Genomic DNA, 20,767 nt, shown 5'->3' on the forward strand with positions numbered 1-20,767 from the left:
CGTTCTGATGCTCATATGTCTTCACTCCAAGTGAGATCGTCTACTCTTTTTTGAAAAGGAATTAAAGTTCCTGCTTTTTGTTCAGCGCTTGCATAAGCATCGTCAGGTAATGACTTCAATAAATTTCTGAACTTTTGAAAAAATAGAATTTTTCGTGCCAGGACAAGTTTTTGAGCCCAGGCTTCAAAATTAGGAAACTCTCTTAATGGTTGCTCTATGTAGTCAAGCGTGGCCTGCATCATCCGAGGAGGCTCATGTCCATCGTCCTTGGGTAAAGACTTCATGAGCCTTTCAAGACCCTGAGTCAAGGTGTTAAATGTCCGAAAGCCTTTGAGTTCTGTGAGGATCAACTGAAGTTGAATTTTGTCTCCCCCAGAATTTTGTTTAGCCAAATCAGCGGCGACGGCCTCTGTGAGGAAAGCTCTCCAATCGCTCAGTGTGGCAATACCTTCTGTCTGTCCCAAACGTTGAAATGTTTGCAGGACACTTTGACTGGAAGATATGGATTCTTCATACAAACTCAAAATTCTTTGAGCTGAATCCTGTGCGATGTCAGGAGCCTGCGCAAGGGCATCTGCAATATTCAATGCAGCTTGCAAACCTTGCTCATGGGAAAGCGCAAAATCAACAATCGCTTGCTGACCAAAGCCTAATCTGGCCAAAGCTGGATCAGTCTGCGCTAACTTGGCCAACTCGGCCATCAGTGCGAGGGCCTTTTGACTTGAGCCCCCTGAAAATTGACGCAGCGCGTCATTCAGTCTCTGCTGATCTTTGGCATTCACACCACCTTTGAGCAATTGGTCTTTTAAGGCGCTGGCCTGCTGCTGGGTCTCTTCAGGTGCAGCTTTACCGGCTTGGGCCTTCATTGATTTTTTGATCAACTCGCTGATCAAATCTTCAAAAGCGGCATCTTGATCGCCTTCTGCTTCATCAGCACCACCGAGCTCCTCGGCCTTCAGAAAACCCAGCTCTTCAGCCATTTCAGCCATCATCAACGTCGGATCGCTCACGATGATGGGATCTGGTGTTCGGATCTCTTGAGACTTGGCAGGCTGCTGCAAACGTGAAGCTGCCAGCACATCTAGCGCTGCTGTATCGACACGGTTCTGAAAAGGAGCGCCTACGGTGGCCATGGCTTGATGAAATCGTCTGGGGTAGTGTTAGTATATGCTACTAAGGTCTCATATGTAAAACTATAATAATTTGAGCTTTTTTTGATTTTTATAGAATAATTTAGATGTAATATTTATATATTTATTACTTTTATAGTACTATTTAATATAATCTACCAACCACTTTATTCACCATACTTTATTAACATTTGTTCATCTACCTATTGCCCTCTATACTTTCTTAAAAAATTGATAGCCACAATCATGAAAGGAACGATATGCCCATCGAGTCAAGCCCACCGCTGAATATCAACATACAAATTAAAACCATCAGCGCAGCAACATCAACCGAAATTTCCTCCAATGTCACAGCACGCGCATCAGAGGCACATGCTCCAAATAACTTTGGAGGTCGGACAGTCAAACTGATTGCGGATGTTGGGAAATGGGCAGCCAATGAAACAGCCGCTTACGCTCGATCTGCAGTCAAAGATACAGTCAAAGACATCAAGGCGGGTGCAGCATTTGTAGCCAGAAAATTCTCTGAAGCTTTGCATTCACTCTACGATAAATTTCAACTCTACAGAGCCGATAAAAAAGCCAACAAAGAATGGAAGCTGAGTTCTGCTAAGGTCGAAAAAAGAGACACGCCCAGTACAAAAGCGACACAGCTTTTACAGTCTCCGAAAAGAGAAAACCATGTTTCATCCCATTTAAGAAAATTTGATCAAGAAACAAAAGACATTCAAACACGTTTGAATCTTTTAAAGTTGTCTGATGCACCTACAACAGATCCAAATATTTGATTTTTAAATTTTTCACAATAATTATATATTTATATTATTTTAATTAATATACTTTTGTAAAATATAATTTCCCATGATCAAAGAAAAAACGGCTAATTCATTCGAACATATTTTTCCGTTTAAGTCTTGGATTGGACTTGAAAAAGATGAGCATCCAATGCAGGAATTCACAAAAGAATTCCTGCGGATGCTGACTCAAGATTTACATAAAAGTATGTTACTCGCCAATTTGGCGAGTTTTTTGTCTTGCATTATTATTACATTTATTTTTATTGAATTAAACCATGAATTTTTAGATATTGGTGTATTTTTATTTCTTGGTTTAGGTGGAAGTATTCTACGTCAGATAATTTATATTTGGTCGAATAAATGGATTAAAGATTCAGACATTTTTCCATACACAGCGATTTTTTTAAGATGGAATGTTATTGTAAGTTTATTGACTGGTGGCATGTTTGGTTGGGGGTGGTGGTTATTTTCAGATGAAAATACTTTAGTTTTGATTGGTTTTTTATTTACCCATGTTGCATTTATTTTCGGTGCTTTATATTCTTACAGCACTTTTCACGTTGCCTTCACTACCTACGTCAGTGCTGGTTTGATTCCCGCCACCATCATCACTTTACTAAATTATTTTGAATTCATGCAACCCTGGAGTTGGACACTTCCTCTGGGTCTTTCTCTCATGGGTGCACTCTCTCTCATGTTTGCTTATCGTAGTTCAAATGTTTTTCGAAGTCATTTCCAACTTCAAAGTGAAGTTTATAACTTGTTAAATGAAGTCACAACCAAACATGATGAAGCAGTGAAGGCCACTTTGGCCAAATCCCGTTTTTTGGCCTCGGTGAGTCATGACTTGCGACAACCGATGCATGCCATCAATCTTTACCTGTCTGCACTTGCCAGAAGCTATGAGCAGCAATTGAAACTTCCAAACGACTTACATAGCATTGAGGTTGTTAAAACCAGCTTATTCAGTTTAAAAGAAAGTACCGGCTATCTCAATTCAATGTTTGAATCTTTACTTGATATATCTCGTTTGGATGCTGGTGCCGTTCGTGTTGATATACGTTATGTTTCAGTTTTAAAAATGATTTCTCAATTGGAAATGGATTACTCAAACCTTGCGATTGCAGAGGGTCTTAAGTTTGAGTTAAAGCTGCCAAAACAATTTCAAATTATGGAAGTTTCCACTGATTTAAATTTACTGGAAAGATTGCTCCGTAATTTAATTGTCAATGCCATCAGATATACACAACATGGCGGCGTTCGTTTATCGATTGTCAAACGGGATAAAAATCTTGAATTTCGTATTGTTGATACAGGTCCAGGGATTGAAAAATCCATGCGTCTCCGCATTTTTGAAGAATTTTTTCAAGTGCCTGGATCACAAAAAGATATTTTGCCATTGAGCAATACAGGAAGAGGTATTGGTTTAGGTCTTTCAATTTCATCCCGTATTGCCAAACGTCTTCGATCGGATATTCGTGTTCACAGTCATTTAAATATGGGGTCAGTTTTCTCTATCATATTGCCCATGCGCATTGCTTTGAAATATAGCCAGGATACTCCTCCCAAAGGATCCAAAGAAAATTCACCACCAGTTGGTATATTTGTCGTTCTTATTGATGATGATATTAATATTTTACAATCTACCAGATTGCTTTTGGAAACATATAAAATTGAAGTTTTAACAGGAATATCATCACATGATGCCATCCAAAAGTTGAGTCACTTTGAAAATGTTCCCGACTTGATTCTCAGTGATTGGCGCTTGGGGACAGAAGATGGCTTGGATTGTATAGCGCACATACGTGACGAATTCAATGAAAATATACCTGCCATTCTGATTACTGGTGATACATCGATTGAGCACGTCAATATTTTCAGTGAATCTGGTCTTCGAATTGTTCACAAACCTATTTCAGGTGATCAACTTATTTCAAACATCATGGAAACATTAAAAAATAGATAATTATTTAATTTAATACAATTTTAAATTTATTTTTATCATGCTAATCATGATTCCTTGCTCTTTTGGTGAGTTAATTGACAAACTGACCATTCTTGAAATTAAACGACTCAAAATTAAAAACACCAAGTCAATCGATCACGTTGAATTTGAATGGAATCAATTGCATTCCATACTCCTCTCGAATCCACTCAACAAGGAAGATCAAGAATGGCTTGAAATTTCACAAGCTCAATTGCTTCAGGTCAACCTTCAACTTTGGGATCTTGAAGTCAAAGTCCGTGCCTTTGAAAAAGAGCAAGACTTTGGTCCATCATTTCTTGCTTGTGCTCGAGCTATTTACAGTGGCAATGATCTTCGCGCCAGCATTAAATTAAATATCAATCTCAAATTAGGATCAAAAATTGTCGAGGTCAAAAGTCATTCCACTTCAGATTCATAATTATTTTAATAATCCTCACAGTTAATACAACATCAGGCGTGATTTTTGATTTGGCGCATTAATGAACAAAATGCAACACCTGCCAACCCATTCAGAAGTTCACCCTTCGAGATAACGCTCGAACCCTTGACCGCTCACCACGCACTATCACGCTGGCGCTCGGCCGAAATGACATCTATGGCCTCTACGCCAGCAAATGCGATGAGCTTTGTTCGGTGAAGCGCCAAATACAGTCACATACCTAAGTTGCACCATAAGGTCGTTTTGTTTGACATCGTTCATCAACTGTTGTTCATGAGGTTGAGATTCGATGGATCTGATTCCGCTACAAATTATTGAAATTAGCGTCGATCATCACTTGCATTCGACAACTGTGTGAGATGGTGGTGGCTTGTTGAATTATGACTGGAAATCATTATTATACTATGGTAGTATTCTAGCTTGGGTATCCTGATTAGATCCTTTTGTGTGGAGCCTTGGGTAAGCAGATCATGAATACAACCGTCAACAGGCTTCCATCGAACTCCATTGGTATTCAAACATTCACGCCAACGGCAAAGGCGGCCCTTGATCAGTCTGCTCCAACGGTAGAGGTCGCCAAATTACCCGGGGTGACATCGCTCACTCAGGCTGAATCAAGGGTTGAAGCTGCGGCATCTGGGTCTAGCTTGCTCAGCGCCTCCAGCCACCGATTGCCCTCTTCATCTGCCATTCAAAACCCAAGTTCTCGCCTGGCTTCCATTGGAGAGGAAGCCACCGCATACAAAGCCATCCTCAATGGCTCAGACTTTAGTGCTGGACTCAATCTTTTGAGTGCCCCTGGATTGTCGATCGATACAGCGGGGGCCGCATGGACAACAAGCAAAGTCGGGCCTGACGGGAAACAACAAAGCGAATTCAACTATGCCAAAGCGGCTGAGGTCACTGGAGGCATCTCGACAGGCGTGCACAGTGCTTTGCGTGCGCTGGGAGCGGCAGCAACAGCTGCGAAAGCGGCTAACGTCGCCGCCACGGGTGCAGCCACTGGCATCGGCACTGCATTGGACGCAAGTTGGGGGATCACAGGCGTTGTAGGAACAGCCAAAGAAACCGTTCAATTAGGCTTGTTATTGGCACAAGATGCCGCAGCGCACAGTGACCGCAAGGAGTTTGAAGGGCTTGTTCGTGATTTTGATCCAGCCTCTGGAAAGTTCAGAACCGGGCCCAATCAAAGTCTGGAGGAAAACCCCAAAGCACTTGAACGCATGGAAGCGCTGGTGAACAAATCTGGTGCAGACCGTACTCAAAGCCGCTTACAGGTGGCAGGTGATCGATTTGCAAAAATCAAGGATGTTTCGGTGGGCACTGTTGCCGTCGTTTCCTCGGCCATCAGTTTGGCCGGGGGAACCGTTCCTGGTTTAGGTGTTGTCACTGCAAGCGCTTATGCAGCTGGTGCGATCTGGAAAAGTGGCAACAACATCGTGGCTTTGAACAACGCCACTTTGGCTGGGAACAATGCCAAAGGCGATGAGGTGCTTGAAAGCATCACTGAACATATCAAGCAGGAAAGAACGGTTCAGTCCCGCAAAAACTTGATGACGGCAACCCTGAATACCGCCTCTCTTGCCGCACAAGTGGCAGCACTCGGTACAGGTGTTGGTGCTCCTATTACAGCCGCAATTGGCGCTGCATCGACGGCCTCGACGCTGGCCATCATTGCCTATGACGGTATTCACAATCGAAAGCTGAACAAGGATCGCGAAAAATTTGGATCCGCTGAGGCTTGGACAGCGGCGAAGGCTCAGCAAGGAACTCAACTCAAAGAGACGCTCACCCGCCCAGAAAATAGAGGTTTGGCAGAGAGGGCGTTGATTGATCGACTCCGAAATGGTACGGATGAACAAAAGGCGAGAGCGGTTCAATACTTGAGCAATTTTGGTCTCACAAATCAAAAAATCACCCAACTGCGTTTGACCTCGGATCCAGAGAAGGCCTTAGGTCAATTACAAAAAGCGCTCTACAGTGAAAACGTCAAAATCAGTTGGGCCGGCTTCAAAGCAGGCAGCGGTGAAAGTTTCCTTCGCATCACTGGACTGCACGCTTTGTCAGGATTCATCAAAGGCAAACTTGAGGCCCGAAGAGAAAAGGCTCAATTGGAAAAGTCATATCCCAACTTGGGCCATAAGGCTGGTGCTTGGGCGGCCGCAGCGTTGTCTCCTCGATCAACCCCCCTGATTTCAGGAGCCCGCCAAACGGAGCGACTGGCTGAGACCAAGCTCAGGTCAGAACCTGTGCGTTTGGCTGCGACTTTTCCATTGCATTTGGGCACGCAAGCTTTCACATTACCATCACCCAAAGATGAGCGTAGGCTCGACAAAGCCTATTGAGGCAGGAGACTGACTGGATGCAAAACCATATTCCTAATGCGGACTTGTTGGTACGTAGAAGTTTGATATCCGACTTGGTGGATCACATGGGTGAACCCGCTGATCAATCCTTGGAATCCGTGACGGCTGTCAAGAGTCGCCAACTCTGGATGCATGGTACGCATTTGATTTTTTCAGTCCCAGGTGCATTCACACCTTTTGCTACACAAGTTCAGGTGCCAGAGTACGTGAAGATGGCCGCTGACTTCAAGCGTGAAGGGGTAACGGGTCTTTGGTGCCTGAGTCCAAACGATCCTTGGGTCAACGATCGCTGGTTTGAAAGCATGGGCGTTGGTGACTCACTGAAGTGGGTCATTGACAATGATGGCTCACTCTCGCAGGCACTCAATCTGGTGGTCTGTCTGTATGACTTGTGCATGGGAACACGCCCTAGGCCATATGCGCTGCTGTTGCGTAACGGTGTGATTTTGCATGAGGCGGTGGATCCGCCAGGACGCCATCAAGTGACTCAGGCCGCTTATATGCTCGACGTTGTGAAGGCTTATCTTTCATGAGCAGTGACCATCTCCAAGCTTCACAGAGTTTGCTGGACACGCTGCGCGATCAAACCAAACGCAGGTTGGTTGTCGCTGGATATCAACCGGTGGACTTGCAAGTCGGCGAGCTCCAAAGAGGTGTCTTTTGGGAAGTCGACTGGCCCATTGAAACGCCCAAAATTCGTCTGAATGGATCGTGCTCTTTCACGAGAGCGCCGCATTCCCACAAGGTTTGCACGATGACGTTGACCGCGACCTTACCTTGGCCTGATTCAGGCGAAATCCGCCATCATCCTGTTTGGCTGGCGTTTGGTCAGCGTGCTTCACTTCGCTGGAGTCCTCTGCGCTTGCAAATTGATCCCGATGGTCAGCATTTGGTTTTGAATTGCACCTGGCTTGTCACTGAGGGGGCTTTGCTGGACCCAGATCAGCGGTTCGCATACCTTGCTGATTTATCGGGTTATCTCGTCTCTGCCATCAACCGACTGGATTGGACAAAGTTTTCGCCATCCGATGCGCAAGCCCTGGTGGATCAAGTGTTCGATGATCGAATGGAGGCGGCACTGTCATGAGCGATCAAATGATGGGGATGGTGGAACAATTGGAAGCGCATTTGAACTTGAGGCAATTGGAGCCTCATCGTCATGCGCCACAAGTGTCGGGGGCTGACTTTTCATCTGTCTCTTCGGATGGCGCTGTCTGGACAGTGCAAATTACCCGCTCACTCGAAGGTGAGTTGACTTTGTTGACATCTTTGCTGGGTGGTACCTACCTGACATACACAGTCAGTAGCGAGTTGTCTGAGATCCAATGTCCACTTGAAGACTTGAACATTTTTGCAGCAGAGACGTCCGACTTGATGGCTCCAGTGCAATTGCAACGTTCTGGCCATGAACTTTCACTTCAGGTAACTGGCCTGGCTGGCGATGGCGATGGCTTGTGTCTTTTGTTGGATGAAATGCATTTGATGTTGCGTAAGACTTTGGGCGTGGCGTATCTTCCTTGGATTCAAATGGCCCGAGGAGAGACTGATTTGGATACAGCAACACTTCGGTTTGCTGCAGCACTGGTGCAATTTCAAGAGTTGGAAGGAAATACAGTATGAACCGAGTGGATTTGATTCAAAACTGGGCTCAAGGTGCCCAGTTGCCTGCAGGCTCGTTCAATCTTCAATCAGGTTTGTGCGGATTCAGGGTGATGGATAAATTCGATGTCACCATTGAATTACCGCCTCATGCAGATGACATTTTTGTATTCATCGACCTGGTTCGCAGTGAGGGTGGAGAGCTTGGAAAAAAACGAATCACCGAGGCCATGCGACTCAATGCCTATGCAACCCAAACCCGTGGGGCCATATTGGGTTGGGATGAAGACCGAGACATGATCATGCTGAGTTACAGAATTTCTCCTGAAAATATGACACCAGAGATTTTTGGCAACATGGTCATCAATTTGGTCGATACGGCACAACTCATGGCACGTGAATTGGCCTTTGAGCGAGATGCTTTGCTGACACATCAAAGCCATCAACATGCTGCCAAATGGTTTGAACCCGTGCGTGTGTGATTCTCACAGACCCTGGCGCAGTGATCTCTGAATGTGGTACTGCGTCTGGTGCTCAAGCCCCATTGGCTCAAAGGTTTTTTCTTTGAGCAGAAATTGATGTCTGAAAATTTTGACCCAGCTGCTGGCTCTGGTTTCGCAGTCAGTTTGACGTATGAAGGGTAATGACAAGGAACGCTCGCTGTTCAAAGATTTGCCTGTCTGGTGCAGTGACCACCGATTTCTTTTGCAAACCCCTTGAAAGGGCATCGGTCTTTTTTGAACTTGTTGTGAACCGGTGGTTTGGGTCAACTTGGCCGTCAATTGATATGGTTTTGTGTTGAAAATCCGACTGCGAACAGCTCAACGAGATCAGCGTTGGCTTGAAAGTGAATTTTTTAGAGGTAACTGTTGAGGCTCATCCCAACTGACATGCCTGTTTGTCAGGACTTGCCAAGCACGGTAGGCGCAGAAACCGGACCTACAGCGCTCGTGATCGTCACCTCAGGACCCAACAAATCTCCCCGAAGCAAGCCCCGCAAGGTCGCCCCCAGCAAAGCCAATATCGCCAGGGTGACGCCCAAAAGCCAAGCACTGGCCAAGCCCTGTGCCCCACCGTCCACAGGCGTCAACTGCAAGGACAATGACGCCAAAGCTGCCAAGGGAAACGACATGCCCCAAAAAGACATGCCAAAAGGCTGCCTCAAACACCGCACCAGCACGGTGAAAGACAAGGCTGCAAAAAACGCAGCCACGCCCCAAAGCATGTGCAGCAAGACTTCGGGCCCACCCAGCTGATGGCCAGACAGCGCCAACACCGAAGGCGGCGCAATGGTGATGAACGTCACGGGCAGCATGCGCTCAGGCCACAAACCCCGCATGCCAATGCGCACCATGACCAGCACCAGCATGACGGGCCACAGCACCGCAGCCAAGCCATATTGGGCAGCAGCCCACACCGGGTGGCCCAGACTCACCCCAGCCAAAGCGGGCAATACATTGCCCACCACAGGAATGAACAACGCAGGTGTGATGCCAAGCCAAAAATCATCAATGCTCAAGCCCGGCTGTAGCCAACGCCAAAGCACCACCCCAGTGCACAGCAGCAAGCCGATGGCACCCAGCATCCAAAGCGCCTCGATCCACGGGTTGACAACGTGGTGCGCCATCCACACCGTGGCCAACAAAACCAGGGACGAGGGAAATGCGGCCACAAACACATGGCGTACCGGGTGCCGCGCATCTTCTTGCACGGCAGCCGGAAACTTCAGCCATCGCAACCCTTGGGCCAACAACAAAACAACCAAAACACCCGCCGCCAACCAACCCAGACCCTGCGACAAGCGCACAGCCATGGGCCCCCAATGCGGCACAGCCCGCGACCACGCCAGAGACAGGCCGCACAGGCCCATGACCATGGCAAACCATGAAAAACCCAGATACGGCAGCGACGAGCCCCCAGTGCGTTCGGTCATGTCCTGTTGTTTCATAAAAAAACCCGTGACACCGGCCACGGGTTGAGGGTCAAGCCCAGCGCATGATCAGCGCTTGCGAGAAACTTAAAACGGAATATCGTCATCCATGTCGTCAAAGTTGCTGGCGGCGGGCTTGGACGCTGGCGCGGCGGCGGGGCGTTGCGCAGGTGCCGCCGCAGGTCGTGCGGGGGCTTGACGTGGCGCATAGCCGCCACCGCCGTCTTCAGAAGGACCGCCCATGCCTTGGCGGCTGCCCAACATTTGCATGCTGTCGGCACGGATGTCGGTGGCGTATTTTTCAACGCCGTTTTTGTCGGTGTATTTGCGGGTACGCAAACTGCCTTCGACGTACACCTGGCTGCCTTTGCGCAGGTATTGGCCTGCGATTTCGGCCAGTTTGGCAAAAAAGCTGATGCTGTGCCACTCGGTGGCCTCTTTCATCTCGCCTGTTTGTTTGTCTTTGTAACGGTCTGTGGTGGCCACACGGATGCTGGTGACCGCATCACCCGAGGGCAAATAACGGGTTTCGGGGTCGGCACCCAAGTTGCCGACGATGATGACTTTGTTGACGGATGCCATAAAAACTCCTCGATGATGTGTCAATTATGCGGCCAATCCGGGCTTCAACCGAGGCCATCCAGACGCCAGGCCATCACCTCAGGCTGTGGGTGGAGGTGCGGCACCACGGCCCGGGGTTTGCATGGGCCAGGCCACCAGCAGCCAGGCCAGCAGGGCCAAAGCGCAGCACAAAAACAAGGCCGGGCTTCCCCAGGACTTGACCAACCAGCCCCCCATCAAGCCCCCCACAAAAAAGCCCAAAGACTGCAAGGTGTTGTAGACCCCCATGGCGGTGCCGCGCAAGGCGCGCGGCGCGATGCGGGAGGCCAAGCTCGGCTGCGTGGCCTCGAGTGCATTGAAACCGCAAAAAAAGACCAACAACAACACCGCCATGGCGCTCAAGCGGGTGGTACCCACCGTTTGCAAGAACAAACCCAGCTCCACCACCGCTATCAGAGCGATGGACAGCAAAAAAACTTTTTTCAGATGGCCGCGCCTCTCCATCGCAAACACTACCCCCAAAAACAAAAACGACACCAGCACCGCAGGCAAATACACCTGCCAGTGCTGCCCGGTCTGCAAGCCTGCCTGAACCAACAATGCAGGCACCGCCACCCACATGGCCAGCTGCACCGCGTGCAAGACAAACACACCCACATTCAATCGCATCAGGTCAGCATGGGCCAGCACATCCCGCAATCGACCCGCTGCTTGGCCCGGCTCGGGCTCTGGGGCAGTGGGTGCCCCCCAAATGACCACCAGCACACCCAACAAGGCCAGAACACCGGTCAGCCCAAACAAGCCTGACAAACCCACCCAGGCCGTCAGCACGGGCGACACCACCAAAGACAAGGCAAACATCAAACCGATGCTGCCCCCCACCAAAGCCATGGCTTTGGTGCGTACCTCGTCGCGCGTCAAGTCGGCCAACAAAGCCGTCACGGCGGCAGACACCGCCCCCGCGCCTTGCAAGCTGCGCCCGACCAGCAAACCGGTTAAATCGGTGGCGGCGGCGGCCCAAAAACTGCCCAAGCCAAAGATCAACAAGCCCAACACAATGACGCGTTTGCGGCCATAACGGTCTGAAGCCATGCCAAAAGGCAGCTGCAACAGGCCTTGCGTCAGGCCATAAATGCCCATGGCCAGGCCCAGCAGCACCGGGTCTTCGCCGCCGGGGTATTGACGTGCCTCCAGGGCAAACACGGGCAAAACCAAAAACAGACCGAGCATGCGCAAAGCAAAAATACCGGCCAGCGAGGCACTCGCACGGCGCTCAATGGGCGTCATGGCCAAAGAAGATGAATCAGAAGTAGAAGAATGCACGGAATCGACCGCCATGGAAGGCGCACAAGGCAAAAGTAAAACCCTGATTGTCCTTGATGGGTCTGGCCCCCCAAACAGCGCTGGCGGGGATAATCGAAGGTTTTGCTGATTTGGCCACCCACCGTGAACCTTGTAGACCCCTCTCTCTTGCCCGATGAACCCGATCAAGCGCGGTATCTGGCCTCGGCGCTGCGGCAGACCCACATCAGCGTGCGCGGTGCGCGTACCCACAACCTGAAAAACATCGACCTCGACATCCCGCGCAATCAGCTGGTGGTGATCACCGGACTGTCGGGCTCGGGCAAGTCGAGCCTGGCCTTTGACACGCTGTACGCCGAAGGCCAGCGCCGCTATGTCGAAAGCCTGTCGGCCTATGCGCGGCAGTTTTTGCAGCTGATGGACAAGCCCGATGTGGACCTGATCGAAGGCCTGTCGCCCGCGATTTCCATCGAACAAAAAGCCACCAGCCACAACCCGCGCTCGACTGTGGGCACCGTGACCGAGATCCACGACTACCTGCGCCTGCTGTACGCCCGCGCAGGCACGCCGTACTGCCCCGACCACAATCTGCCCCTGCAAGCGCAGACCGTGAGCCAGATGGTGGACGCCGTGCTGGCCCTGCCCGAAGACACCAAACTCATGATCCTCGCGCCCATTGCGCGTGAGAAAAAAGGTGAGTTCGAGAAAGTGTTTGAGCAGATGCAGGCCCTGGGCTATGTGCGCTTTCGCATCAACGGCCAGACAGTGGAAGTGGAAGACCTGCCCACACTCAAAAAGACCGAGAAGCACAACATCGATGTGGTGGTGGACCGCATCAAAGTCCGATCTGAGGAGGACGCCAAGGCCAGAGACGCCCTGCGCCAGCGCTTGGCCGAAAGCTTTGAGGCCGCACTGCATTTGGCCGAGCACCGCGCGGTGGCACTGGAGATGGACACCGGCAAAGAACACCTGTTCAACGCCAAGTTTTCATGCCCGGTATGCACCTATTCCATCAGCGAGCTGGAGCCGCGGCTGTTCTCGTTCAACTCGCCCATGGGCGCTTGCCCCACTTGCGATGGCATTGGCAGCATGGCGTTTTTTGACCCGGATCGGGTCGTCGCCTTCCCCTCGCTCAGTTTGGCCAGTGGCGCCATCAAGGGCTGGGACCGACGCAACGGCTTTTACTTCAGCATGCTCGAAAGCCTGGCCAAGCATTACCAGTTCGACATCGAAACGCCGTTCGAGAAACTCGCACCCATTCATCAGCAGGTGTTGTTGCACGGCTCGGGGCTGGAGGAAATCAAGTTCAGCTACACGATGGAGTCGGGTGCATCGCAAGGCAAAAAGGTCAGCAAAAAACACCCGTTTGAGGGGATCATCCCCAACATGACGCGGCGCTACCGCGAGACCGACTCGGCCGTGGTGCGCGAAGACTTGGCGCGCTACCGCAACATGCAGGCCTGCACCAGCTGCCACGGCACCCGTCTGCGACGCGAGGCGCGCCATGTGCGCATTGGTGAAGGCGCACAAGCCCGCGCCATTTACGAAATCAGCCACATCACCCTGGGCGAGTCGCAGCAGTACTTTCAGGGCCTGAAAATGCACGGGGCCAAGGCCGAGATCGCCGACAAGGTGGTGCGCGAAATTGCGCTGCGCCTGAAGTTCTTGAACGACGTGGGTCTGAATTATTTGAGCCTGGACCGCAGCGCCGACACCCTCTCGGGCGGCGAGTCGCAGCGCATTCGCCTGGCCAGCCAGATCGGATCGGGCCTCACGGGCGTGATGTATGTGCTCGACGAGCCCAGCATCGGATTGCACCAGCGCGACAACGACCGCCTGATCGGCACGCTGCAACACCTGCGCGACATCGGCAACAGCGTGCTGGTGGTCGAGCACGACGAGGACATGATCCGTGTGGCCGACCATGTGATCGACATGGGACCGGGTGCTGGCGTGCATGGTGGACGCGTGATGGCGCAGGGCACTTGCGCCGACATCCTGGCCGCACCCGATTCGGTCACCGGCCAGTACATGTCGGGCCGCAAGAAAATCGAGATCCCCAAACGCCACAAGGCGGGCAAGGACTTCATCGAGATCGTGGGCGCATCGGGCAACAACCTGAAAAACGTGAATGTGAAATTCCCTGTGGGTCTGCTGACTTGCGTGACCGGCGTGTCGGGCTCGGGCAAATCCACCTTGGTCAACGACACGCTCTACACCGCCGCCGCCCACCAGATCCACCGCGCCCACGACGAAGCTGCAGCCCATGAAGCCATCTTGGGGCTGGAGCATTTCGACAAAGTCATCAACGTGGACCAGTCGCCCATTGGCCGCACGCCGCGCAGCAACCCGGCCACCTACACCGGCCTGTTCACCCACATCCGCGAGCTGATGGCCGAGGTGCCTGCCGCACGCGAGCGTGGCTACGGCCCGGGGCGATTCAGCTTCAACGTCACCGGTGGCCGCTGCGAAGCCTGCCAGGGCGACGGCATGGTGAAGGTAGAGATGCACTTTTTGCCTGACGTTTACGTGCCCTGCGACGTGTGCCACGGCATGCGCTACAACCGCGAAACGCTCGAGGTGCAATACAAGGGCCAGAACATCGCGCAAATCTTGAACATGACGGTGGAGACGGCATATGCATTTTTCAGCGCCGTGCCCAACATTGCGCGCAAACTGCAAACGCTGCTCGACGTGGGTCTGACCTACATCCGCCTGGGCCAAAGCGCCACGACCTTGTCGGGCGGCGAGGCTCAGCGCGTCAAGCTCGCACTGGAGTTGTCCAAGCGCGACACCGGCCGCACGCTCTACATCCTGGACGAACCCACCACCGGTCTGCACTTTGCCGACATCGACCTGCTGCTCAAAGTCTTGCACCAGCTGCGCGACGCGGGCAACACCATCGTCATCATCGAGCACAACCTCGACGTGATCAAAACGGCCGACTGGTTGATCGACATGGGTCCTGAGGGCGGTGCGGGCGGCGGCACCGTCCTGGGCGAAGGTACGCCCGAGCAACTGGCCAAAAACAAGGCCAGCTTCACGGGCCACTACTTGGCGCGTTTGCTGTGATGTCGTGACCCATCCCTATTTTTCATCCATCCACTTTTGAATTGTTGAGACCCTTATGAAACCCCTGATCCGTGCCTTTTTCCGAACCCTGCGCATCGTGCTCGGCCCCCTCATGCTGCTCAAAGAGCGCCTGACCCGGCCCGCCGCCATCCAACGCACACCGGCTGCACAAAGCGCTGTGGACCTGCAATGCCAAAGCCTGGTGCTTTACCAATTCAGCACCTGCCCGTTTTGCATCAAGGTGCGCCAGGAAATGCACCGCTTGGCCTTGCCGATTGAGCTGCGCGATTCACAAAACAACAGCGCCCACCGCAGCGAACTGCTGCAAGGCAGCGGCGGCACCCAAGTGCCTTGCTTGAAAATCACTGACAGCAACGGCCAAACCCGCTGGCTCAAAGAATCGTCTGCCATCGTGGCTTATTTTCGCGAGCACTTTGCGGCCTGATGCCTCTGCGATCCGAGGGCCCAACCTGCGTGAAACACTGTGATTTGTAGGTCGGCACCTTCAGGTCCGACATGCCCGATTGAAAGGCACTCCATGGAAACCGAACTCAAACTCAGCCTTTCTGCGCCTGATCTGCCGCGCCTGCTGACTCACCCGCTACTGGCGGGGCCGGGCAGCACACAGCGGCTGCTCAACACCTATTTCGACACCCCCGAGCTGGACCTGCAAAAACGCCGCATGGCGGTGCGCGAGCGGCTGGCGGGTGATCAGTGGCTGCTCACCGTCAAAACGGCGGGGCAGAGCGAAAACGGGCTGTCGCGCAGGCAAGAGTGGGAAGGCCCGACCACCCCGGGTGCTTTGGCCTTTGACACGCTGGTGAATGACGACATGCTGGCCGCCGAACTGATGGCGATGCGGCCGCGTTTGAAAGCGCTGTTTTGCACCGACTTTGCACGCCAGCGCTGGCTCCTCTCGCATGCAGACGCCCAGATCGAAGTCGCACTGGACCAAGGCCGCATCCATGTGTCCGGCACCGACTTGAACGAGCCGCTGCTGGAGCTGGAACTTGAGCTGCTGAGTGGTCCCGAATCCGCCTTGATGGCCTTGGCCGATGTGCTGCGCCAGACACCACAAGGCCCCGTGGGCCTCACGCCCAGCGATGCCAGCAAGGCGCAGCGGGGAATGGTCTTATGGGCCAGAACAAGCGCCAAGGTTTGAAAAACGATCATGGGTAGTGCCACCTGACAGGCAATCGACGTCAAACGGGTCACGCCGGGCAGCATGGATCAGCAGGTTATGCACCTGAGCGTCTTTTTGTCCTGCCCTTGCCCGTACAGCTCATCAACCCAGGACAACGAGGTGGCTCCCCGATTCATGGGGTGATCAGTTCGCGGCGCTTGGCTTTGCCGGCTTTGTGTTCGGCAATCGATGCCGCCAAGTGCGCGGCATTGGCTGGGCTGGAGAGCAGGTACAAGGTTTCGGCCATGCTCTGGTATTGCGCCAAGGACATGACCACCTCATCACCACCGTCGCGTCGGGTGATGATGGTGATATCGGCATCGTCTTCTATGCCATCCAAGACAGACTTCAATCTCCTGCGGGCTTCAGAATAACTGATGATTCGCATGACTCCTATTTGCTCAATACAATGAGTTAGTATGACACCGTTGAACGTGTGCTTTGTCTCGAGCAGGCGCTCAACTTGCTTGAACCACCGTGAGCAAGGTCTGACCGTTAGCCACCAGCTTCTCGCCCTCTGCATCCACCGCAAACAAGTCACAGCTGGTGAACACCTGCGCTTTGCCGGGCTTGACCACGCGCGCTCGGGCAATGAACTTTTGCCCCACAGCGGGCCGCAAGCAGTTGACCGAAAAGTTGGCGGCCAACAAATTCGGCCCCGCCACGGTACCGGCTGCAAAACCGCAGGCTGTATCGATGAGTGTGCCGATCAAGCCCGCATGCAAGAAGCCTGAATACTGCCCCACCTCAGCACGCCAGGGCATCTGGATTTCGACAAATCCGGGTTCCGCCACTGTCACCTCAATGCCACACCAGCGGTTGAATTCGGCCATGGCGTTGATTTTTTTCAGCATCTCAAGTGGGCTCATTGTTTTCTCCTGGCTTGGGTTTTGAACCACCCGATGTGGTCCATCAGTTTTTTGCGAAGTGCTTGTTGCTCGGTTATGAGTTGGTCAATCTCGGCCACGCGCACCAAGATCGCGTCGATCATGTCTTGCGCCGACAATTTGCCCGTTTTGAAGCGCGGCAAATACTCGGCGATGAAGGGCAGTGAAAACCCCATCTCCCGCGACATGGCGATGAAGACCACATGCCGGACGGTTTTCTCGTCGTAATCGCGGTAGCCGTTGGGCAAGCGCTGGCTCGCGATCAGGCCTGCCGCCTCGTAGCGCCGCAAGCGATGCACCGACACCTGAGTTCTAGCTGAGAGTTCTGAAATGCGCATGAATTCAGTCTAGCAACGCTCGCACAGCGCCAAGGTTTTCAGAGATGACACATGAGCGACAACACCTGAAATCTGAAACCACGTCAGTTTGGAGTGGCCTGCACCAGCAGCCTATTGATTCAGCCCTGTGAAGTTTTCAATGCTCAAAGATGTTGTAGGTCGGCGATCAAAGACCACGACATGGGTCTGTGCCGAAGCTGCCAAACGTTGGACTCTTCGAGTGCAGACCTACAAGATGACATGCCTCACACATTTCAAACTTCAGCGTGCCAGATCAATAGGCCACCGTGAGGTCACAAAATTCAAGCAGACAAGCACCTCACCCCTCCAAGCCCAACACATGCCAATAGGGCGCAAAGCCCTCGCGCACGCTGTCGGTCACCAGCACCATGAAGTCACGTACATCGCCCGTCACATGGGCTTTGTCCAGCGCCTCGTAATAGGCCAGTCGTTTTTCCACCGGCAGCACGATGGCCGGAAAGCCCGCTTTGAGCAATTCGAGATTGAGCAAGAGACGAGCTGTGCGGCCATTGCCGTCGACAAAAGGGTGAATCTTCACGAAATCCACATGCAAGCGTGCCGCCCGCTCCACCGGGTGAATTTGCCCAGCTTGGGTGTCGTACCAATTCAGCAAGGCCGCCATCTGCTCTGGCACTGCCAGCATGTCTGGCGGCACATGGCGCGCACCCGCAATCGTCACGTTCAGCTGGCGATAACGGCCCGCATTGTCATCATCAATCTGCTTGAGGACCAGGCGATGCAGATTGCGAATTTGCCACTCGCTCAAAGGCTCAGCCCGGCGCACCACGTCTTCCACATACAAAATCGCGTCGCGGTGGTTGATCGCCTCGAAATGCTCGCGCAGCAACTTGCCACCCACCGTGATGCCTTCGAGCACCACCTTCGTTTCCATCAAGGTCAGATTGTTGCCTTCAATGGCGTTGGAGTGGTAGGTCCAACGCAACACCAATTGTTCGTGCAAATTGCGCAGCGCCGCAGGCGGCAATGGACGCAGTTCATCGAGCCGGGCTTTCAGCGCGTCCAGGTCGGCAAAGTCACTCAGGTTCATGTGAAATCTATCAAGGCGGGCAAGGTCAAAGTCGGTGGATGCACCCTTAAACGTGCATGCGTCAATTATGGACGCCTCAGTTGCTTTAGGTGATAAGCCACCGCACCCGGCTGGTGTACAAAACACCCTTCTTCTGGAGCGCCCCATGACCCCACACCCCGCTTTGCCCCACGCCCGACCCGCCGACGTTGGCCTGTGCCCTGACCGCACGCAGCGGCTGATGGACGTGCTGCGCCGCGAAGTGGACAGCGGAAGGCTGCCAGGCGCAGTGGCCATGGTCGCCCGGCGAGGGCAAATAGCTTTGTTCGAGGCCGTGGGGCAGCAAGACCCCGCCACGGGCACACCCATGCAGACCGACAGCATCTTCCGCATTTATTCGATGACCAAGCCGGTCGTGTCGGTGGCGGTGATGATGCTGGTCGAGCGCGGCCAGTTGCTGCTGAGCGATCCGGTCAGCCGCTGGCTGCCGGAATACGCCAACCAGCAAGTGGCCACCGCCCAGGGTCTGGAGCCCGTCAAGCAAGCCGCCACGGTGCAAGACCTGCTGCGCCACACAGCCGGGTTGACCTATGAATTTCTGGGCACATCGCCCGTGCAGCAGCAATACGGCCAAGTGAAGATCGCCTCGCGCGAACGCACCAACGCCGAGTTTTCGCAGACGCTGGCGGCCATGCCTTTGCAGTTTCAGCCCGGCAGCGTGTGGGCCTACAGCCGCGCCACCGATGTGCTGGGCAGGCTGGTCGAGGTGGTCAGCGGGCAAAGCTTGGGCGCGTTCCTGCAAGCCGAAATTTTTGGCCCACTGGGCATGGTGGACACGGGCTTTGCCGTGCCACCCGATCAGCAGCACCGCATTGCCGAGCCCTTTGCACACGACCCCGATGGCGGCGTGCCGATGAAGGTTTTGGAGCCCCGCCAAGTGCCCGCCATGGAGGGCGGCGGCGGTGGCCTCATGTCCACCGCCATGGACTACACCCGCTTTTTGCAATGCCTGCGCAACCGGGGTGAGCTGGGCGGCGTGCGTTTGCTGGGCCCGCACACGGTGGACTTCATGACCGCCGACCACTTAGGAAGCATCCCGGCAGACGGCACCTTGCTGCCACCCGGCCATGGTTTTGGCCTCGGCTTTGCGGTGCGCACACACTTGGGCCTGTCGCCCGTGCCCGGCTCGGTGGGCTTGTATTACTGGGGCGGCATCGCGGGCACCACCTTCTTTGTGGACCCGGTGCTGGACATGTACGCCATGTTGATGGTCCAGGCACCCAACCAGCGGGACTACTACCGCCCCCTGTTCAGGGACTTGGTGTACGCGGCATTGGTGTGAGTCAACCCGGGCAGCCCTGCCCTACCCGTGAGAGCGGCATTTGTGCCGTGATGGGCCATCCAAGACCTTCAACGACAAAACGCTGCGACAGCTCGCGGGTAAATCAGGTGTTCTTGGGACAAAACACGGGCTGCCAGCGTATCTGCCGTGTCATCGGCCAGCACCGGAACCACGGCCTGCGCCAGTATGGGCCCATGGTCCAGATCGGCTGTGACTTGGTGCACCGTGGCTCCGGCAAATTGGCAACCGGCGTCAATGGCCCGCTGGTGCGTGTTCAGCCCCGGAAAAGCAGGCAACAAAGAGGGGTGAATGTTGAGCAAGCGCCCGGCATAGTGCGCCACAAAACCCGGTGTCAAGATGCGCATGAAACCCGCCAACACCACCAGACTGGGCGAGAACTGGTCAATCTGAGCCATCAAGGCTGCATCAAACGCCTCACGACTGGCAAACGCCTTGTGGTCCAGCACGGCCGTGGTCACGCCTTGCGCTTGAGCCAAGACCAGGCCTTGGGCATCGGCCTTGTTGCTGATCACGGCGGCCACCCGCAACTTCAAGCGTTCAGCCCATCGCTCCTGCTCGGCAGCACGCAAGATGGCCCCCATGTTGGAGCCCGAGCCGGAAATCAAAAGGACAATGTTTTTCATGAGAGGGGGAATTATCCCAGCACACCCCCTGCAAACCCTTGTTTGTCGCTCCAAGGACATGGGCAAGCGCCTGCTGCGTGATAAAAAGCACGATAGTTTGATTTTGTTTGCACAGCGCTTCAAATAACACTGACCCCAACGG

The 20,767-nt window shown here is 53.3% G+C and carries 21 protein-coding genes; 12 read left to right on the top strand and 9 right to left on the bottom strand.

Annotation, left to right across the window (positions count from 1 at the left end; genetic code table 11):
* Window positions 1-11 precede the first annotated feature (11 nt).
* Window positions 12-1,133, bottom strand: a complete 1,122-nt coding sequence (locus AMM41_RS10240) for an HrpJ domain-containing protein (protein ID WP_089957229.1) — start codon at window positions 1,131-1,133, stop codon at window positions 12-14.
* Window positions 1,134-1,390: 257 nt separating this feature from the next.
* On the opposite strand from AMM41_RS10240, the gene AMM41_RS21905 reads away from it, so the two are divergent.
* The 8 genes from AMM41_RS21905 (at window position 1,391) to AMM41_RS10275 (ending at window position 8,800) form a co-directional block, all read left to right on the top strand.
* On the top strand, window positions 1,391-1,918 hold the full coding sequence (locus AMM41_RS21905) for a hypothetical protein (protein ID WP_194944730.1): 528 nt from the start codon (window positions 1,391-1,393) through the stop codon (window positions 1,916-1,918).
* A gap of 73 nt (window positions 1,919-1,991) precedes the next feature.
* Window positions 1,992-3,893 (top strand): ATP-binding response regulator, encoded by a 1,902-nt coding sequence (locus AMM41_RS10245; protein ID WP_089957232.1) that lies wholly within the window; start codon window positions 1,992-1,994, stop codon window positions 3,891-3,893.
* Between the two features lie 46 nt (window positions 3,894-3,939).
* The gene (locus tag AMM41_RS10250; RefSeq protein ID WP_194944731.1) at window positions 3,940-4,332 is read left to right on the top strand and encodes a hypothetical protein; all 393 of its coding nucleotides are present in this window, start codon (window positions 3,940-3,942) and stop codon (window positions 4,330-4,332) included.
* Window positions 4,333-4,823: 491 nt separating this feature from the next.
* Entirely contained in the window at window positions 4,824-6,698 is a 1,875-nt protein-coding gene (locus AMM41_RS10255; protein WP_194944732.1) for a hypothetical protein, read from the top strand.
* Between the two features lie 17 nt (window positions 6,699-6,715).
* Window positions 6,716-7,252: a redoxin family protein gene (locus AMM41_RS10260; protein WP_089957241.1), complete on the top strand. Its 537-nt coding sequence runs from the start codon at window positions 6,716-6,718 to the stop codon at window positions 7,250-7,252.
* Entirely contained in the window at window positions 7,249-7,806 is a 558-nt protein-coding gene (locus tag AMM41_RS10265) for a hypothetical protein (protein WP_089957243.1), read from the top strand. Before AMM41_RS10260 ends, AMM41_RS10265 begins: the two co-directional genes overlap by 4 nt.
* Entirely contained in the window at window positions 7,803-8,339 is a 537-nt protein-coding gene (locus AMM41_RS10270; protein ID WP_089957245.1) for a hypothetical protein, read from the top strand. The genes AMM41_RS10265 and AMM41_RS10270 overlap by 4 nt, the downstream gene beginning before the upstream one ends.
* On the top strand, window positions 8,336-8,800 hold the full coding sequence (locus AMM41_RS10275) for a type III secretion system chaperone (protein WP_089957248.1): 465 nt from the start codon (window positions 8,336-8,338) through the stop codon (window positions 8,798-8,800). Before AMM41_RS10270 ends, AMM41_RS10275 begins: the two co-directional genes overlap by 4 nt.
* Window positions 8,801-9,219: 419 nt before the next feature.
* On the opposite strand, the gene AMM41_RS10285 is transcribed toward AMM41_RS10275, so the two are convergent.
* The 3 genes from AMM41_RS10285 to AMM41_RS10295 form a co-directional block, all read right to left on the bottom strand.
* Entirely contained in the window at window positions 9,220-10,251 is a 1,032-nt protein-coding gene (locus tag AMM41_RS10285) for an SLAC1 family transporter (protein ID WP_089957510.1), read from the bottom strand.
* A gap of 84 nt (window positions 10,252-10,335) precedes the next feature.
* The gene (gene ssb, locus AMM41_RS10290; protein WP_089957252.1) at window positions 10,336-10,830 is read right to left on the bottom strand and encodes a single-stranded DNA-binding protein; all 495 of its coding nucleotides are present in this window, start codon (window positions 10,828-10,830) and stop codon (window positions 10,336-10,338) included.
* A 78-nt stretch (window positions 10,831-10,908) separates the two neighbouring features.
* Window positions 10,909-12,096, bottom strand: coding sequence for an MFS transporter (locus tag AMM41_RS10295; RefSeq protein WP_089957513.1), 1,188 nt, complete (start codon window positions 12,094-12,096; stop codon window positions 10,909-10,911).
* Between the two features lie 159 nt (window positions 12,097-12,255).
* Here AMM41_RS10295 and uvrA point away from each other — a divergent pair, with 159 nt between their 5' ends.
* The 3 genes from uvrA to AMM41_RS10310 all read left to right on the top strand — a co-directional run bounded on the left by uvrA (window position 12,256) and on the right by AMM41_RS10310 (window position 16,345).
* On the top strand, window positions 12,256-15,183 hold the full coding sequence (gene uvrA / locus AMM41_RS10300; RefSeq protein ID WP_228769222.1) for an excinuclease ABC subunit UvrA: 2,928 nt from the start codon (window positions 12,256-12,258) through the stop codon (window positions 15,181-15,183).
* A 55-nt stretch (window positions 15,184-15,238) separates the two neighbouring features.
* Entirely contained in the window at window positions 15,239-15,628 is a 390-nt protein-coding gene (locus AMM41_RS10305; RefSeq protein ID WP_089957255.1) for a glutaredoxin domain-containing protein, read from the top strand.
* A 93-nt stretch (window positions 15,629-15,721) separates the two neighbouring features.
* The gene (locus AMM41_RS10310; RefSeq protein ID WP_089957257.1) at window positions 15,722-16,345 is read left to right on the top strand and encodes a CYTH domain-containing protein; all 624 of its coding nucleotides are present in this window, start codon (window positions 15,722-15,724) and stop codon (window positions 16,343-16,345) included.
* 154 nt (window positions 16,346-16,499) lie between these two features.
* Here the strand turns inward: AMM41_RS10310 and AMM41_RS10315 are convergent, their stop codons facing one another.
* From AMM41_RS10315 to AMM41_RS10330, 4 genes are all read right to left on the bottom strand, one after another.
* Entirely contained in the window at window positions 16,500-16,754 is a 255-nt protein-coding gene (locus AMM41_RS10315; RefSeq protein WP_089957259.1) for a type II toxin-antitoxin system Phd/YefM family antitoxin, read from the bottom strand.
* A 70-nt stretch (window positions 16,755-16,824) separates the two neighbouring features.
* On the bottom strand, window positions 16,825-17,235 hold the full coding sequence (locus tag AMM41_RS10320; protein ID WP_089957262.1) for a PaaI family thioesterase: 411 nt from the start codon (window positions 17,233-17,235) through the stop codon (window positions 16,825-16,827).
* Window positions 17,232-17,591, bottom strand: coding sequence for a MerR family transcriptional regulator (locus tag AMM41_RS10325; protein ID WP_089957265.1), 360 nt, complete (start codon window positions 17,589-17,591; stop codon window positions 17,232-17,234). Before AMM41_RS10325 ends, AMM41_RS10320 begins: the two co-directional genes overlap by 4 nt.
* A 319-nt stretch (window positions 17,592-17,910) precedes the next feature.
* Window positions 17,911-18,660: a Fic family protein gene (locus tag AMM41_RS10330; protein ID WP_089957267.1), complete on the bottom strand. Its 750-nt coding sequence runs from the start codon at window positions 18,658-18,660 to the stop codon at window positions 17,911-17,913.
* Window positions 18,661-18,805: 145 nt separating this feature from the next.
* Here AMM41_RS10330 and AMM41_RS10335 point away from each other — a divergent pair, with 145 nt between their 5' ends.
* Window positions 18,806-19,981, top strand: a complete 1,176-nt coding sequence (locus AMM41_RS10335) for a serine hydrolase domain-containing protein (RefSeq protein ID WP_089957270.1) — start codon at window positions 18,806-18,808, stop codon at window positions 19,979-19,981.
* 68 nt (window positions 19,982-20,049) lie between these two features.
* Here AMM41_RS10335 and purN read toward each other — a convergent pair whose 3' ends face one another.
* Complete coding sequence (gene purN / locus AMM41_RS10340) at window positions 20,050-20,625, bottom strand: phosphoribosylglycinamide formyltransferase (protein ID WP_089957273.1); 576 nt, start codon at window positions 20,623-20,625, stop codon at window positions 20,050-20,052.
* Window positions 20,626-20,767: the final 142 nt, after the last annotated feature.

The organism is Limnohabitans sp. 2KL-3 (assembly GCF_001269405.1).
In the GTDB taxonomy this organism is placed as follows: domain Bacteria; phylum Pseudomonadota; class Gammaproteobacteria; order Burkholderiales; family Burkholderiaceae_C; genus Limnohabitans_A.

Excerpts from the sequence above, each read along its gene's own strand:
- AMM41_RS10320 (WP_089957262.1), bottom strand. The coding sequence starts at position 17,235 with ATGAGCCCACTTGAGATGCTGAAAAAAATCAACGCCATGGCCGAATTC.
- AMM41_RS10270 (WP_089957245.1), top strand. The coding sequence starts at position 7,803 with ATGAGCGATCAAATGATGGGGATGGTGGAACAATTGGAAGCGCATTTG.
- AMM41_RS10240 (WP_089957229.1), bottom strand. The coding sequence starts at position 1,133 with ATGGCCACCGTAGGCGCTCCTTTTCAGAACCGTGTCGATACAGCAGCG.
- AMM41_RS10285 (WP_089957510.1), bottom strand. The coding sequence starts at position 10,251 with ATGACCGAACGCACTGGGGGCTCGTCGCTGCCGTATCTGGGTTTTTCA.
- AMM41_RS10260 (WP_089957241.1), top strand. The coding sequence starts at position 6,716 with ATGCAAAACCATATTCCTAATGCGGACTTGTTGGTACGTAGAAGTTTG.
- AMM41_RS10245 (WP_089957232.1), top strand. The coding sequence starts at position 1,992 with ATGATCAAAGAAAAAACGGCTAATTCATTCGAACATATTTTTCCGTTT.
- AMM41_RS10335 (WP_089957270.1), top strand. The coding sequence starts at position 18,806 with ATGACCCCACACCCCGCTTTGCCCCACGCCCGACCCGCCGACGTTGGC.
- AMM41_RS10275 (WP_089957248.1), top strand. The coding sequence starts at position 8,336 with ATGAACCGAGTGGATTTGATTCAAAACTGGGCTCAAGGTGCCCAGTTG.
- ssb (WP_089957252.1), bottom strand. The coding sequence starts at position 10,830 with ATGGCATCCGTCAACAAAGTCATCATCGTCGGCAACTTGGGTGCCGAC.
- AMM41_RS10255 (WP_194944732.1), top strand. The coding sequence starts at position 4,824 with ATGAATACAACCGTCAACAGGCTTCCATCGAACTCCATTGGTATTCAA.
- AMM41_RS10305 (WP_089957255.1), top strand. The coding sequence starts at position 15,239 with ATGAAACCCCTGATCCGTGCCTTTTTCCGAACCCTGCGCATCGTGCTC.
- purN (WP_089957273.1), bottom strand. The coding sequence starts at position 20,625 with ATGAAAAACATTGTCCTTTTGATTTCCGGCTCGGGCTCCAACATGGGG.
- AMM41_RS21905 (WP_194944730.1), top strand. The coding sequence starts at position 1,391 with ATGCCCATCGAGTCAAGCCCACCGCTGAATATCAACATACAAATTAAA.
- AMM41_RS10310 (WP_089957257.1), top strand. The coding sequence starts at position 15,722 with ATGGAAACCGAACTCAAACTCAGCCTTTCTGCGCCTGATCTGCCGCGC.
- AMM41_RS10295 (WP_089957513.1), bottom strand. The coding sequence starts at position 12,096 with ATGACGCCCATTGAGCGCCGTGCGAGTGCCTCGCTGGCCGGTATTTTT.
- AMM41_RS10325 (WP_089957265.1), bottom strand. The coding sequence starts at position 17,591 with ATGCGCATTTCAGAACTCTCAGCTAGAACTCAGGTGTCGGTGCATCGC.
- AMM41_RS10265 (WP_089957243.1), top strand. The coding sequence starts at position 7,249 with ATGAGCAGTGACCATCTCCAAGCTTCACAGAGTTTGCTGGACACGCTG.
- AMM41_RS10250 (WP_194944731.1), top strand. The coding sequence starts at position 3,940 with ATGATTCCTTGCTCTTTTGGTGAGTTAATTGACAAACTGACCATTCTT.
- AMM41_RS10315 (WP_089957259.1), bottom strand. The coding sequence starts at position 16,754 with ATGCGAATCATCAGTTATTCTGAAGCCCGCAGGAGATTGAAGTCTGTC.
- AMM41_RS10330 (WP_089957267.1), bottom strand. The coding sequence starts at position 18,660 with ATGAACCTGAGTGACTTTGCCGACCTGGACGCGCTGAAAGCCCGGCTC.